This is a genomic window from Pseudomonas sp. IT-P44 (genome assembly GCF_949768225.1).
GTDB classification, from domain to species: domain Bacteria; phylum Pseudomonadota; class Gammaproteobacteria; order Pseudomonadales; family Pseudomonadaceae; genus Aquipseudomonas; species Aquipseudomonas migulae.
The window spans coordinates 119,141-133,927 of the sequence record NZ_CATKQM010000101.1; the positions used below are offsets into that span (position 1 = coordinate 119,141).

A 14,787-nucleotide genomic window follows, 5' to 3' on the forward strand; every position below is an offset into this window, starting at 1 on the left:
GAGGCACCGCGTCATCGTTCTTCGCGGGCAAGCCTCGCTCCTACAGGGGCTGTGGTGTCAGATGTTCTGGCGATCGCCTTTCGGATCGAAGAACACCGAAGAAACGATTTCCGCCTCGATCACGCTGCCATCGGCCAGCGGTGCGAATACGCGCTCGCCGATCCGCTTCAAGCCGCCCTTGACCACGCCCATGGCAAACGAATAGCCGAGAGAGTTGTGCAGGTAGCTGGAGGTGACGTGACCGACCATCGTCATCGGGATCGTCTGCTTGGTGTTGAACACCAGTTGCGCACCTTCCGGCAGCCATTTGGTCGGATCGATCGGCTTCAGGCCCACCAGTTGTTTACGTTGATCACGCACGCAGTCTTCGCGATTCATGCCACGCCAGCCGATCCACGAGAACGGTTTGGTGCGACCGACACACCAGCCCATGTTCAGGTCGTCCGGGGTCATCGAGCTGTCAGTGTCCTGACCGACGATGATGAAGCCCTTCTCCGCACGCAGGATGTGCATGGTTTCGGTGCCGTACGGCGTCAGGTTGTACTGCTTGCCGGCCTCGGCGATTTTTTCGAGCACGCCCATGGCGTAGTCGGCTTGCACGTTGACTTCGTACGACAGCTCACCGGTAAACGAGATCCGGAACACCCGCGCCGGTACACCGCCGACCAGACCTTCTTTCCAGGTCATGAACGGGAAGGCTTCGTTGCTCAGGTCGATGTCGGTGACTTCGCTGAGCAGCTTGCGGCTGTTCGGCCCGGACAAGGTCATGGTTGCCCAGTGATCCGTCACGGAAGTGAAGTACACCTTCAACTCTGGCCATTCGGTCTGTGAGTAGATTTCCAGCCATTGCAGCACGCGCGCAGCGCCGCCGGTGGTGGTGGTCATCACGAAATGGTTGTCGGCGAGGCAAGCGGTGACGCCGTCGTCGAAGACCATGCCGTCTTCTTTGCACATCAGGCCATAACGCGCCTTGCCCACGTCGAGCTTGGTCCACGCGTTGGTGTAGACGCGGTTGAGGAACTCACGCGCATCCGGGCCTTGAATGTCGATCTTGCCGAGGGTCGACGCATCCAGCAGGCCGACACTGTCGCGCACGGCTTTGCATTCGCGTTTCACGGCGGCGTGAATGTCTTCACCGTTTTTCGGGAAGTACCAAGGACGTTTCCACTGACCGACGTCTTCGAATTCGGCGCCGTTCTTCACGTGCCAGTGATGCAGCGCAGTGAAGCGTACAGGTTCGAAGATGTGCCCACAGTGACGGCCGGCCACGGCGCCGAAAGTCACCGGCGTGTAGTTCGGACGGAACATGGTGGTGCCCATCTGCGGGATGGTCACATTCAGCGAACGGGCGGCAATGGCCAGGCCGTTGACGTTGCCGAGCTTGCCCTGGTCAGTGCCGAAGCCCAGTGCGGTGTAGCGTTTGACGTGCTCGACCGACTCGAAGCCCTCGCGGGTCGCCAGTTCAATGGCGGCGGCGGTGACGTCGTTTTGCAGGTCGACGAATTGCTTCGGCGCACGTGCGGTGTTCTTTTCGTGCGGCACCTGGAACAGCGCCAACGTAGGCTCTTCCAGGCGACTCAGGGCTTTCGGCAAGGAGCCTTCGACCACACTGAAACCGGCTTCGCTGGCTGCGCGAGCGCCGCCTTCAAAACCGTCGGCCAGCGAATCGCCGAGGCCGTAGACGCCGTTGATGCCACCGACGCACACGCGTTTCTGCGGTGCTTCGCCCGGTACAAAACCGAGGATGTCTTCACGCCAGATTGGCTTGCCACCCAAGTGCGAAGCCAGGTGAACCACCGGGCTGTAACCGCCGGAACTGGCAACCAGGTCGCATTCGAGCCACTCGCCTGGGCTGGTCACGGCGTGGGCTTTGACGTCGATCGCTGCAACGCGAGCGGCGGTCACGTGCTTGCTGCCACGGGCCTCGATCACGGCGCTGCCGGTCAGGATGCGAATGCCTTTGGCACGGGCTTCTTCAACCAGTGCACCACGCGGGTTGCTGCGGGCGTCGGCGATGGCCACCACTTGCAGACTGGCGTCGAGCCAATCCAGTGCAACGCGGTAGGCGTGATCGTTGTTGGTCGACAGCACCAGTTTTTTACCCGGTGCCACGCCGTAGCGACGGACGTAAGTCGACACAGCGCCGGCGAGCATGTTGCCCGGCACGTCGTTGTTGCCGTAGACCAGTGGACGCTCGTGAGCGCCGGTCGCCAGGACTACGCGCTTGGCGCGAACCCGGTGGATGCGCTGACGCACCTGGCCAATCGGGGCGCGGTCACCGAGGTGATCGGTCAGGCGCTCGTGAATGGTCAGGAAGTTATGGTCGTGGTAGCCGTTGACCGTGGCGCGCGGCAACAGCAGCACGTCCGGGGTGTTCTTCAGTTCGTCGAGGACGCTGGCGACCCATTCCACGGCAGGTTTGCCGTCGAGGCTTTCGCGGGAGTCGAGCAGGCTGCCGCCGAACTCTTCCTGCTCATCGGCCAGAATGACGCGAGCACCGCTGCGAGCGGCTGCCAAAGCAGCGGCCAGGCCAGCCGGGCCACCGCCGACGATCAGCACGTCGCAGTGCTGGTTCATGTAGTCGTAGGTGTCCGGATCGTTCTCGGTCGGCGAGCGGCCAAGACCGGCAGCCTTACGAATGTACTTCTCGTAAGTCATCCAGAACGATTGCGGGTACATGAAGGTTTTGTAGTAGAAGCCCGGCGGCATCAGCTTGCCGCCGACCTTGCCGAGAATCCCCATCATGTCGTTGTTCACGCTCGGCCAGCCGTTGGTGCTGGTGGCGACCAGGCCCTGGTACAGCGCTTGTTGCGTGGCGCGTACGTTCGGGATTTGCGTGGCTTCGGTCGCGCCGATCTGCAGCACGGCGTTCGGCTCTTCGGCACCGGCGGCGAAGATGCCGCGCGGACGGGAGTACTTGAAGCTGCGACCGATGATGTCGACGCCGTTGGCCAGCAGTGCAGCGGCCAGGGAATCGCCTTCAAAGCCTTTGTAGGTCTGGCCGTTGAAGGTGAAGCTCAGCACTTTGTTGCGGTCGATCCGTCCGCCGTTGGACAGGCGATTGATCTGGCTCATACCTTCTCTCCCAGAGCCGTCGTAGCCGCTTTCGAGCTATCGGTCTTGTCGGTGAATTGTGGCTTGGTGCCGATCTTGTAAGTCTCGAGAATCTCGTAGGTCACGGTGTCGCGGGTGACGTTGAAGTACTGACGGCAACCGGCAACGTGATCCCACAGCTCGTGGTGCAGGCCGCGAGGGTTATCGCGGAAGAACATGTAGTCGCCCCACTCCTCGTCGGTGCAGGTGTTCGGATCCAGTGGACGCGGGATGTGCGCCTGGCCGGATGCGTGGAATTCCTCTTCAGAGCGCAGCTCGCCGCAGTGAGGACAGAAGATATGCAACATGGGGATTTCTCCTGTTAGTGGGCAACCGCAGCAGCGCCGTGTTCATCGATCAACGCACCGTTGTGGAAACGGTCGATGGAGAAAGGTGCGGCCAATGGGTGCATTTCACCCTTGGCCAGGCTCGCGGCAAACACGTTGCCCGAGCCAGGTGTTGCCTTGAAGCCACCGGTGCCCCAACCGCAGTTGAAGAACATGTTCGGGACCGGGGTTTTCGAGATGATCGGGCAGGCATCCGGCGTGGTGTCGACGATGCCGCCCCACTGGCGGTTCATGCGTACGCGGGACAAGACCGGGAACATCTCGACGATGGCCTGGATGGTGTGCTCGATCACCGGGTACGAACCACGCTGGCCGTAGCCGTTGTAGCCGTCGATACCGGCGCCGATCACCAGGTCGCCCTTGTCGGACTGACTGATGTAACCGTGTACGGCGTTGGACATGATCACGCTGTCGATAATCGGCTTGATCGGCTCGGACACCAGCGCTTGCAGCGGATGGGATTCGATCGGCAGACGGAAACCGGCCAGTTTGGCCATGTGCCCGGAGTTACCGGCCGTGACCACGCCGACGCGCTTGGCGCCGATGAAGCCCTTGTTGGTTTCAACGCCGATGCACACGCCGTTTTCCTTGCGGAAACCGATCACTTCGGTCTGCTGGATCAGGTCCACGCCGAGTGCGTCAGCGGCACGGGCAAAGCCCCATGCCACGGCATCGTGACGGGCGACGCCGCCGCGACGCTGGACGGTAGCGCCCATCACCGGGTAGCGAGTGTTCTTGGAGCAGTCGAGGTACGGAATCTCGTCCGCTACTTGCTTGGCATCGAGCAGTTCGCCGTCCACGCCGTTGAGGCGGTTGGCGCTGACCCGACGCTCGGAATCACGAATGTCCTGCAGGGTGTGGCACAGGTTGTAGACGCCGCGCTGGGAGAACATCACGTTGTAGTTCAGGTCCTGGGACAGGCCTTCCCACAGTTTCATCGCGTGTTCGTACAGGTGCGCCGACTCGTCCCACAGGTAGTTGGAGCGAACGATGGTGGTGTTGCGCGCGGTGTTACCGCCGCCCAGCCAGCCTTTTTCGACCACGGCCACGTTGGTGATGCCGTGTTCCTTGGCCAGGTAGTAAGCCGTGGCGAGACCATGCCCGCCACCGCCGACGATGACCACGTCGTAGACCTTTTTAGGGGTCGGCGTGCGCCACATTTTCTGCCAGTTTTCATGATGGCTGAGGGAGTGTTTGAAGAGGCCGAAGCCCGAGTAGCGTTGCATAGTCATTTACTCCAAAACCGCGCTCAGCGATAAACCGGGAAGTCCGCGCACAGGGCCGACACTTGCTGCGCGACGTTCGCTTCGACATCGGCGTCGCCGAGGTTGTCGAGGATGTCGCAGATCCAGCCGGCCAGCGTGACGCACTGGGTCACCTTGAAGCCGCGCGTGGTCACCGCAGGGGTGCCGATGCGCAGGCCGGAAGTGACGAACGGCGACTGTGGATCGTTCGGGACAGCGTTCTTGTTCACAGTGATGTGGGCGCGACCGAGTGCTGCATCCGCCTCTTTGCCGGTGAGGCCCTGACGAATCAGGCTGACCAGGAACAGGTGGTTATCGGTGCCGCCGGACACTACATCGTAGCCGCGTTTGATAAATACGCCGGCCATGGCCTGGGCGTTATCGATCACTTGTTGCTGGTAAGCCTTGAAACCTGGCTCCAGCGCTTCCTTGAAGCACACCGCTTTACCGGCGATGACGTGCATCAGCGGGCCGCCCTGGGCACCCGGGAACACGGCAGCGTTGAGCTTCTTCTCGATTTCTTCGTTGGCCTTGGCCAGGATCAGGCCGCCACGCGGACCGCGCAGGGTCTTGTGGGTGGTGGTGGTCACCACGTCGGCGTACGGCAGCGGGTTCGGGTACAGGCCGGCAGCGACCAGACCGGCAACGTGGGCCATGTCGACGAACAGCAGCGCACCGACCTTGTCGGCGATCTGACGGAAGCGCGGGAAGTCGAGGGTCTTGGAGTAAGCCGAGAAACCGGCAACGATCATTTTCGGCTTGCACTCGACGGCCAGGCGCTCGACTTCGTCGTAGTCAATCAGACCGGTCTTGGTGTCGATGCCGTACTGCACGGCGTTGTACAGCTTGCCCGAGGACGAAACCTTGGCGCCGTGGGTCAAGTGACCGCCGTGGGCCAGGCTCATGCCCAGAATGGTGTCGCCGGCTTGCAGCAGGGCCAGGTAAACGGCGCTGTTGGCCGAAGAACCGGAGTGCGGCTGCACGTTGGCGTAATCGGCGCCGAACAGTTGCTTGGCGCGTTCGATGGCCAGTGCTTCAACCTTGTCGACGTGCTCGCAGCCACCGTAGTAGCGCTTGCCCGGATAACCTTCGGCGTATTTGTTGGTCAGGCCGCTGCCCTGCGCTTCCATGACGCGTTTGCTGGTGTAGTTTTCGGACGCGATCAGCTCGATGTGATCTTCCTGGCGTTGCTCCTCGGCATTCATCGCCGCCAGCAGTGCATCGTCGTAACCCTTGATCTGGTCTTGCTTGCTGAACATCGCGTCTCTCCCAGCGGCATCTGTGCGCCATTCGTCTCGGTAAGGCACGGCGTTTCGGCAGTGCCCTTTGATAGCGATGGTATGACCGGCGCAGACAGGTCAAATGCCTACGGACGCCACGCAAAGGTGCGTTTACGACATGGCGGGGAATGGCATGCCGAACACGCCCCCCGAACCAGCGGGAATCCCCTGTGGGAGCGGGCTTGCTCGCGAAGGCGGTGTGTCAGGCGGCATCTATGTCTGCTGATACACCGCCTTCGCGAGCAAGCCCGCTCCCACAGGGGTCAGGTGGCGACCTGGCGGACGAGTAATAGCAGCAGGAAATGCAGCGGATACAAGGCATACGCCCAACGCCGCATAGGTGGAGGATTGACGCGTCGCGCATGTCGCAACAAGAACAACCCGAGCCATGGCGCGATCAGACAAGTGGCAATGCCTGGGATCGCCGCACTGTTACCCAACCGGGCTGAGTAATACAGCACCTCCCATTGATTGGCGGCCAGACAGATCAACCCCGGCAACAGGCTGAAATACCAGGGCCGCTTGAGCACCAGCAACATCGCCAGTGGCAACAACACACCAAAAACGCCGAACATCAGGTATTCCGTGAACACCGCTGCCAGCAATAAGGCAGCAACCGCAAGCAGGCGCGATGGCAGCGTTTTTTGCTGCCAGCCACGCGCGACCAACAATCCGAGCGCCAGCGTAGGCAGCACGTTCAAGGTGTCGGGATCGGGGATGAACATCCTGTAAGGGATTTCGCTGATAGCACTAAACAGAATCAACCAGCCCAGATACCGCCATTGATGCGTGACTTGTCGTGAACGCGACAGGTTCGCCGCCATTGCCAGACAGAACCACGGAAATGCCAGTCGTCCGGGCACATACAGCAGATCGAGGGAATAACCGATATATCGCAGGTGATCGAGCACCATGCTCAGCAACGCCAGCCACTTGAGCAGATCCAGTGCCCCATCCCGTTGAGTCATGTGCATAATCGCCCGTCGTCTTTGTATTTTTCTGTCAGACGCATCCTGTGTGCTCCCCGGATGATCTTCGGTAAAGTGCGCACCATCATTGACCACGAGACGCTTCACCATAAGCGTCCCGACCACGGAAAGCAGGGCCATGACCGATAAGAGCCAACAATTCGCCAGCGACAACTATTCCGGTATCTGCCCTGAAGCCTGGGCGGCGATGGAACAGGCCAACCACGGCCACCAGCGCGCCTACGGCGACGATGAATGGACCGCTCGCGCGTCCGATGATTTCCGCAAACTGTTCGAAACCGACTGCGAAGTGTTCTTCGCCTTCAACGGCACCGCCGCCAACTCCCTGGCCCTGTCGTCGCTGTGCCAGAGTTACCACAGCGTGATCTGCTCGGAAACCGCCCACGTCGAAACCGACGAATGCGGCGCGCCGGAATTCTTTTCCAACGGCTCCAAGCTGCTGGTCGCCCGCACCGAGAACGGCAAGCTGACCCCGGAATCGATCCGCGAAGTGGCCCTCAAGCGCCAGGACATTCACTACCCGAAACCGCGCGTCGTGACCCTGACCCAGGCCACCGAAGTCGGCAGCGTCTACACCCCGGAAGAAATCCGCGCCATCAGCGCCACTTGCAAAGAACTCGGCCTGAACCTGCACATGGACGGCGCGCGCTTCTCCAACGCCTGCGCGTTCCTCGGCTGCACACCGGCCGACCTGACCTGGAAGGCGGGTGTTGACGTGCTGTGCTTCGGCGGCACGAAAAACGGCATGGCAGTGGGTGAGGCGATTCTGTTCTTCAACCACAAACTGGCCGAAGACTTCGACTACCGCTGCAAACAGGCCGGGCAACTGGCCTCGAAAATGCGCTTCCTCTCGGCGCCGTGGGTCGGGATTCTGGAAAACGACGCCTGGCTCAAATATGCCCGTCACGCCAACCATTGTGCGCAACTGCTGGCGGAACTGGTCAGCGATATCCAGGGCGTGGAACTGATGTTCCCGGTGCAGGCCAACGGCGTGTTCCTGCAACTCTCGGAACCGGCCATCGCCGCACTGACCGCCAAGGGCTGGCGCTTCTACACCTTCATCGGCAACGGCGGCGCCCGCTTCATGTGCTCCTGGGACACCGAGGAAGAACGCGTACGTGAATTGGCAGCGGATATTCGCGAAGTGATGTCCCGCTAACAACACAAACCCTGTAGGAGCCAGCTTGCTGGCGATTGCCACGACGCGGTGCGCCTGACACACCGCCATCGCCAGCAAGCCGGCCCCTACACACTCGCGCCCCGCCTCCCATCCCGCGTACGACACAAAACCTGTAGGAGCCGGCTTGCTGGCGATCGCCGCAACGCGGTACACCCGACACACCGCCATCGCTAGCAAGCCAGCTCCTACAAATTCCCGCCCCACCTCCCATTCCGCGTACGACGAAAAACCTGTAGGAGCCAGCTTGCTGGCGATTGCCGCAACGCGGTGCACCTGACACACCACCCTCGCCAGCAAGATGCACCACGCATGTTGGTCTACATTGAAGCGCTCAGATAACAATAATCAGGAGCGCACGCATGTCCCTTCAAGGCAAAACCCTGTTCATCACCGGCGCCAGCCGCGGGATTGGTCGTGAGATCGCGCTGCGGGCCGCACGCGATGGGGCCAACATCGTGATTGCAGCCAAAAGTGCCGAGCCGCACGCCAAATTGCCGGGCACGATTTTCAGCGTCGCAAAGGAAGTCGAAGCCGCCGGCGGCAAGGCGCTGGCGCTGCAGGTGGATGTGCGTGATGAAGTCGCGGTGCGTGAGGCACTGGCCCAGGCCAACGAGCATTTCGGCGGCATCGATGCGCTGGTCAACAACGCCGGCGCGATCAAGCTGACCGGGGTTCAGCACATCGAGCTCAAGCGCTTTGACCTGATGCACCAGATCAACACCCGCGCCGTATTACTGTGCAGCCAGGCAGCCCTGCCTTACCTGAAGAAAAGCAGCGGTCATATCCTCAACTTGTCACCACCACTGAACCTGGCAACCAAATGGTTCGCCCAATACAGCCCGTACACCGTGACCAAATACGGCATGAGCATGCTCACGTTGGGCATGAGCGAGGAATTCAAGAATTACGGGATCAGTGTCAACTCGCTGTGGCCGCAGACCATGATCGCCACTGCGGCCATAGAGTTTCAGCTCGGCTCGCGTGAATCCTTCAAGCACGCGCGCACGCCGGAAATCATGGCGGATGCCGCCCACGTTATTTTGAGCAGCGCAGGACGCAGCCTGACCGGGCGTTTGTTGATTGATGAGGAGATTTTGCGAGAACGCGGAGTGACCGAATTCAATCATTACCGTTTCGAGCCGGACGGCGACGATAAGCTGCTGTCTGACCTGTTCGTCGACTGAAATACAAACCAATGTGGGAGCGGGCTTGCTCGCGAAGGCGGTGAGCCAGTCGACATTAATGTCGATTGACACACCGCCTTCGCGAGCAAGCCCGCTCCCACATTAGGTATTGCGGTGCGGTTTAAAATTCGATGCGCACGTCGCCCTTCGGCACGCTGCAGCACGACAGGATGTACCCTTCGGCTTCGTCTTCCTCGGTGATCCCGCCGTTGTGGTCCATCTCGACCTCGCCACCCAGCTTCATCACCTTGCACGTACCGCAGATGCCCATGCCGCAGGCCTTGGGAATCAACAGACCGAGCTTGGCCGCCGCCGCATGCACGGTTTCACCCGGCGCCACGCGAATGCTCTTGCCGGAAGCCGTGAATTCCACTTGATGCAGATCCGCCACGTCGACTTCCGGCGCATCCGCCGCTTGTTCGGCTTGCTCCACCGCATCGGCGCGGGCTTCCGGTGGCGTGGCGCCGAAGGACTCTTCGTGATAGCGCTTCATATCGAAGCCAGCGGCCTCGAGCATGCGCTTGACCGCGTTCATATACGGCGTCGGGCCGCAGCAGAACACTTCGCGCTCCATGAAGTCCGGCGTCATCAGCTCGAGCATCTTGTGGTTCAGGTAACCGCGATAACCGGCCCATGGCTCACCCAGACCGTGCTTCTCGCAGATCAGGTGCAGGCTGAAGTTATCGATCCGCGATGCCATGTGTTCCAGCTCACGGTGGTAAATGATGTCTTTCGGGGAGCGGGCGCTGTGGATAAACACCATGTCGACGTTGCCGTTGGTGTCGTAGAACCAGCGGGCCATGGACATGCAAGGCGTGATACCGACGCCGCCACTGAGGTACAGGACCTTGGGCGCGGGAAAATCCATGGCGTTGAACAGCCCGACCGGGCCGTGGACCGCCAGTTCCTGGCCTTCATGCAGGGTGTCGTGCAGCCAGTTGGAAACCTTGCCACCTGGCACGCGCTTGATCGTGACCGAAAAGCTGTACGGCACCGACGGCGAGCTGGAAATGGTGTAGGAGCGCATGATAGGCACGCCTTCGATTTCCAGCTCCAGGGTGACGAATTGCCCCGGCTTGAAGAAGAACATGATCGGCTGGTCGGCCATAAAGCAGAAGGTGCGCACATCCCAGGTTTCCTGGATGACTTTGACGCAACGGACGATGTGTCGGCCATTGGCCCAGGTCTGGGTGGTTACCGGATTCAGGAAGCTGTTGGACATGCTGTTCTCCACCGCCGATGGTCGGCCTTATGTTGACGATTCTGCGTATAGCGCAGACCACCCATTTACCTATCTGCGACATTCACATACTTATCGCGACCAGCCCCCAACTGCCGGGGGTTACGCGTCGGGAACAGATTGGGCCATGTCGCCCATGGATAAGGTTCCGGGCAACGCCGGCCCCACACTCGCCCCATACCAAGACATAACCTTTACACCTTGCGTAGCAACCCTGATCAGCCACTTTCGCGGCCACGCAGATGGCCTTGAGGATATACACGATGGACGTCACCGCAAAAATCAGCCTGGGCGATCCGCTGGAACCCGCACGCAAGGCCACCGCGCAGATGCTGCAAGAGCGCGAGCGCACCTTCTCGCTGCCGCAGCCGTTTTACTCTGACGAGCGGCTGTTTGATATCGACATGCAGGAGATCTTCCAGAAAGAGTGGTTGATCGCCGGCATGACCTGCGAGATCCCGACCAAGGGCAACTACCTGACCCTGCAAGTCGGCAAGAACCCGATCATCGTGATTCGCGGCGCCGAAGGCGTGGTTCACGCCTTCCACAACGTCTGCCGTCACCGCGGTTCGCGGCTGTGCACCAGTGAAAAAGGCAAGGTTGCCAAGCTGGTCTGCCACTACCACCAGTGGACTTACGAGCTGGACGGCCGCCTGCTGTTCGCCGGCACCGAGATGGGCGCCGATTTCGACATGAAGCAGTACGGCCTCAAACCGGTGAACGTGAAAACCGCCGGCGGTTATATCTTCATCAGCCTGTCGGAGAATCCGCCGGCCATCGATGACTTCCTGTCGACGCTGAACCATTACATGGAACCGTACGACATGGAGAACACCAAGGTGGCGATTACCACCACCTTGATGGAAAAGGCCAACTGGAAGCTGGTGCTGGAAAACAACCGCGAGTGCTACCACTGCAACGCGTCGCACCCGGAACTGCTGAAAACCCTGCTGGAATGGGACGACGTTACCGACCCGCGCGCCGACCAGGCGTTCAAGGACCACGTCGCCGCTTCCGCCGCTGCCTGGGAAGCCGAGAAGATTCCTTACGCCCACGCCAGCTTCGGCCTGCGTAACCGCATCGTGCGCATGCCGCTGCTCAAAGGCACCGTGTCGATGACCATGGACGGCAAACAGGGTTGCGCCAAACTCATGGGCCGCATCAAGAACCCGGACCTGGGCTCGATGCGAATCCTGCACCTGCCGCACTCGTGGAACCACTGCATGGGCGACCACATCATCGTCTTCACGGTATGGCCGATCAGCGCGCAGGAAACCATGGTCACCACCAAGTGGATCGTGCACAAGGATGCCGTCGAAGGCGTCGACTACGACGTGGAGCGCATGCGCCAGGTCTGGGATGCCACCAACGACCAGGACCGTCGCCTGGCTGAAGAAAACCAGCGCGGCATCAACTCTTCGGCGTACCAGCCTGGGCCTTACTCCAAGACCTATGAGTTTGGTGTGGTGAACTTTGTGGATTGGTACAGCGAGCGTCTGCTGAACAACCTTGGTGCTGAGCCTGCGCCTTACCTCAAAGGGGTTCCGGTTCAGGGTTAAAGATCAAAAGCAAAAGCTTCGTCGGAACGCCGCCCGGAGCAAGCCCGCTCCCACACTTGACCGTGTTGTCCACAAGACTTGTGCACTACGCAGATCCAATGTGGGAGTGGGCTTGCTCGCGAAGGCGTCCTAATGGTCACCGCCTTTCTTTCTCCCATACCCTCCCCTCCATAGAACTGTACGAAATATGATCTATTCCGTTCAGCGCTATGCCGTTCGTGGCTTCCAGCCTTCCGCAAACAAGTTATCCACACCTCCACCCACAGCTAATGGGGACAAGTGTGCGATGCCCCCTAACTTTCTCCACAGAAACCGAAGAAAATCCGTGACTTATCCAGAAGCAGGGTTTTGAACAGCGATTGGTTGTTTTTTAACCTAACACCTGAAAGCCACGCAGCACGTGGCCTGTAGCGGATGGCGAACACCTTATCCACAGAAGCGCCAACAGACTTTGGGGGCAACTTCGCCCTCTCTGTGGAAAACCGCCGAAAGCCGCGATAAATCAGGGTTTACGCGAGGTTCGCCCCTCCAAACTGGCAAATTGATCATTTTTTAATCATGCAGCTAACAGGCCCGGTTTATATGGTCTGTAGCGGACAGCGAACATCTTATCCACAGAAGCGCCAACAGAGATTGGGGGCAAGTATTGGCGAACGAACAGACTTATCCTCTGGAAAAAGCCCGAAAAAACCGCAACTTAGGCTGGTTGTTTTTTGTACGAAGGCTTGCAGGGCTTGATTTGTATGGCGTGTAGCGATGGGCGAACACGTTATCCACAGAAGCGCTAACAGGGATTGTGGGTAACCGTGATCAAACCCTGTTGAAACAGGACAAGCCCGAAGCAATATCCAGATTCAACTCGTAATCATTGAATGCACGCCATCCGAGCAAAATCGACGGCACGTACTGCCCACGCAGCATCGACGGCGGGATCGTAAAGTCCGGGTAGTACTTGTAGGCGATCAGACGGGTACGCCCGGACAAACTCAACTCGCCCTTGAAGATTTGGTGGTGCGGCTTATCGATGACATGAACAGGTGAAGCGCCGGGCGAGGCGGATGTCAGGTAATCCACATTGCCGGTGTCGATAATTGCCACGGTCGCACGCCGATCCAGCCGCGCAGCAAGGGTCAATCGTTGATTGATGTCGATACGCACGAAGGTGACCGGCGAATCACATCGTGTGGGCGCCGCAGCGTTGATCTCCAGCGTCTTTTTCGTAATGTTCAATCGTCCCAGCTTACCGATCAGGTCGAGCCCCAATAAGTTATCCCGGTCACTGACAAACACCAGGACGTTCCTGAACTCGCTTGCACCGATCTTCAGGGACTCAAGGATTCCGAGTTTGGCCGCCAGGTCCCGCTCGCCGTAGAAAGTGCTGTAGCCGTAATCAGAGTCGGTCAGCAGCTTGATGCCCATCTGCTTCGCGGTTTCGCTGTTGACCCGGGTTTGCGGGGCGCCCGTGTCAAGAATGAACCGCGCCGAAACACCGTTGGCGGCTTTGACATCGAGGTACGGCAGCACCTCATTCGTCTCGTGGCCATCGTCTGGGGAAGGATGAATCGGCAGCACTTCGCGTCGCGGTGATCTTGTCAGCGAGAAATCGGCGACCTGCCGCAAGGTCGCGATCGATTCACGGCCGAACATGGAGAACAACTGTTGGAGTTCAGGGTCATTGGCGATGGCTTGAGCATGGCGCCGCTTGATTGCCAGGTAGTAATCGGGCAGCTGGTTGGCAGCCTTGGTCTCGAACATTCGGGCGAGAACGGTGACTGAACAATTGAGGTTTTTATCAGGCGCCAACACCTGATCGCAGTATTGCTTCATCTGTGCCAGGGAGGCGTGCCGCCCCTGCGCAGAGTCGATCCATTGATAGAAATCCGGATCGCCCTGGCGGGTTCCAGCGGCCGCAGCCATCACAACCAGCATCACGCCACAGATCAGACATGTCTCACGCCGACTGACCGTGTTCATCGGCAACCCATTCCTGAAAACGAGTTTTATGAATCAGCGCTGCCGCCTCGGGCCGCTCATTAAGAAATGTAGCTCACTAGGGCCACTGCATGAGGTAAGCGTCGCCGGTCACCCGAATCATCGGGTGTGGCGTGATCTGGCAGGTATCGACGATGCGGAAACCATGCCGCTCATAGAAACGACGGGCGCCGGTGTTGACGGCGTAGTCGATCAGGCTCAAGCCCTTGTGCCCCAACTGGCTGGCGCGTTCGTGAGCGTGGGCGAGGAACTGCTTGCCAAGGCCCTGGTTGCGCCAGCCTTCATGCAGCGCGAGGCTGGAGATGTACAGCGTGTCGGGGATTTCCATGTCGGCATACGGCGCCAGCACCGGGTCGGTGGTGGGTTCGGCCAGCGGATCGTGGCGCATCACATAGCTGTGCATCATGCCGATGACGTGGCCGTCGGCCTCGGCGATGAGGCAGTTCTGGTAGGAGAAATCCACGTCGTCACGGGCGTAACGCAGGGCGCCGACGTCCAACAGATCCTGGCCGGGTTCGGCGATTTGGCTCCAGATGTAATCCGAAGCGCCCTCTGAGGAGATCTGGAACAAACGGGCAATTTCCCGCGCATCCGCGCGCAGGGCCGAACGAAATTTGACGGTCACTGTTTTTCCCCTTGTGGGAGCGGGCTTGCTCGCTCCCACATTTTGATCTGTGCT

11 protein-coding genes are annotated in these 14,787 nt (G+C 60.0%); 3 read left to right on the forward strand and 8 right to left on the reverse strand.

Features of this window, described 5'->3' with window-relative positions; translation table 11 throughout:
• Positions 1–57: 57 nt before the first annotated feature.
• From ACM6IO_RS29600 to ACM6IO_RS29620, 5 genes are all read right to left on the reverse strand, one after another.
• On the reverse strand, positions 58–3,075 hold the full coding sequence (locus ACM6IO_RS29600; RefSeq protein ID WP_008035035.1) for a sarcosine oxidase subunit alpha: 3,018 nt from the start codon (positions 3,073–3,075) through the stop codon (positions 58–60).
• Positions 3,072–3,401, reverse strand: coding sequence for a sarcosine oxidase subunit delta (locus ACM6IO_RS29605; RefSeq protein WP_008035036.1), 330 nt, complete (start codon positions 3,399–3,401; stop codon positions 3,072–3,074). Before ACM6IO_RS29605 ends, ACM6IO_RS29600 begins: the two co-directional genes overlap by 4 nt.
• A gap of 14 nt (positions 3,402–3,415) precedes the next feature.
• Positions 3,416–4,666, reverse strand: coding sequence for a sarcosine oxidase subunit beta (locus ACM6IO_RS29610; RefSeq protein ID WP_007947735.1), 1,251 nt, complete (start codon positions 4,664–4,666; stop codon positions 3,416–3,418).
• A gap of 23 nt (positions 4,667–4,689) precedes the next feature.
• Positions 4,690–5,943 carry a serine hydroxymethyltransferase gene (glyA, locus tag ACM6IO_RS29615; protein ID WP_008035038.1) on the reverse strand — a complete coding sequence of 418 codons (1,254 nt, stop codon included), beginning with the start codon at positions 5,941–5,943 and terminating at the stop codon, positions 4,690–4,692.
• Positions 5,944–6,227: 284 nt separating this feature from the next.
• Positions 6,228–6,938, reverse strand: coding sequence for a TraX family protein (locus ACM6IO_RS29620; protein ID WP_414912723.1), 711 nt, complete (start codon positions 6,936–6,938; stop codon positions 6,228–6,230).
• A gap of 133 nt (positions 6,939–7,071) precedes the next feature.
• On the opposite strand from ACM6IO_RS29620, the gene ACM6IO_RS29625 reads away from it, so the two are divergent.
• Positions 7,072–8,112 carry a low specificity L-threonine aldolase gene (locus tag ACM6IO_RS29625; protein ID WP_008035042.1) on the forward strand — a complete coding sequence of 347 codons (1,041 nt, stop codon included), beginning with the start codon at positions 7,072–7,074 and terminating at the stop codon, positions 8,110–8,112.
• Positions 8,113–8,492: 380 nt separating this feature from the next.
• Positions 8,493–9,317 (forward strand): SDR family oxidoreductase, encoded by an 825-nt coding sequence (locus ACM6IO_RS29630; RefSeq protein ID WP_414912703.1) that lies wholly within the window; start codon positions 8,493–8,495, stop codon positions 9,315–9,317.
• A gap of 121 nt (positions 9,318–9,438) precedes the next feature.
• On the opposite strand, the gene gbcB is transcribed toward ACM6IO_RS29630, so the two are convergent.
• Positions 9,439–10,539 carry a glycine-betaine demethylase subunit GbcB gene (gene gbcB, locus ACM6IO_RS29635; protein WP_414912704.1) on the reverse strand — a complete coding sequence of 367 codons (1,101 nt, stop codon included), beginning with the start codon at positions 10,537–10,539 and terminating at the stop codon, positions 9,439–9,441.
• A 281-nt stretch (positions 10,540–10,820) separates the two neighbouring features.
• On the opposite strand from gbcB, the gene gbcA reads away from it, so the two are divergent.
• Entirely contained in the window at positions 10,821–12,116 is a 1,296-nt protein-coding gene (gbcA, locus tag ACM6IO_RS29640; protein ID WP_414912705.1) for a glycine-betaine demethylase subunit GbcA, read from the forward strand.
• Positions 12,117–12,926: 810 nt separating this feature from the next.
• On the opposite strand, the gene ACM6IO_RS29645 is transcribed toward gbcA, so the two are convergent.
• Together ACM6IO_RS29645 and ACM6IO_RS29650 are read right to left on the reverse strand one after the other, a co-directional pair.
• On the reverse strand, positions 12,927–14,090 hold the full coding sequence (locus ACM6IO_RS29645; RefSeq protein ID WP_414912706.1) for a retropepsin-like aspartic protease: 1,164 nt from the start codon (positions 14,088–14,090) through the stop codon (positions 12,927–12,929).
• A gap of 76 nt (positions 14,091–14,166) precedes the next feature.
• The gene (locus tag ACM6IO_RS29650) at positions 14,167–14,733 is read right to left on the reverse strand and encodes a GNAT family N-acetyltransferase (RefSeq protein ID WP_414912707.1); all 567 of its coding nucleotides are present in this window, start codon (positions 14,731–14,733) and stop codon (positions 14,167–14,169) included.
• Positions 14,734–14,787 lie beyond the last annotated feature (54 nt).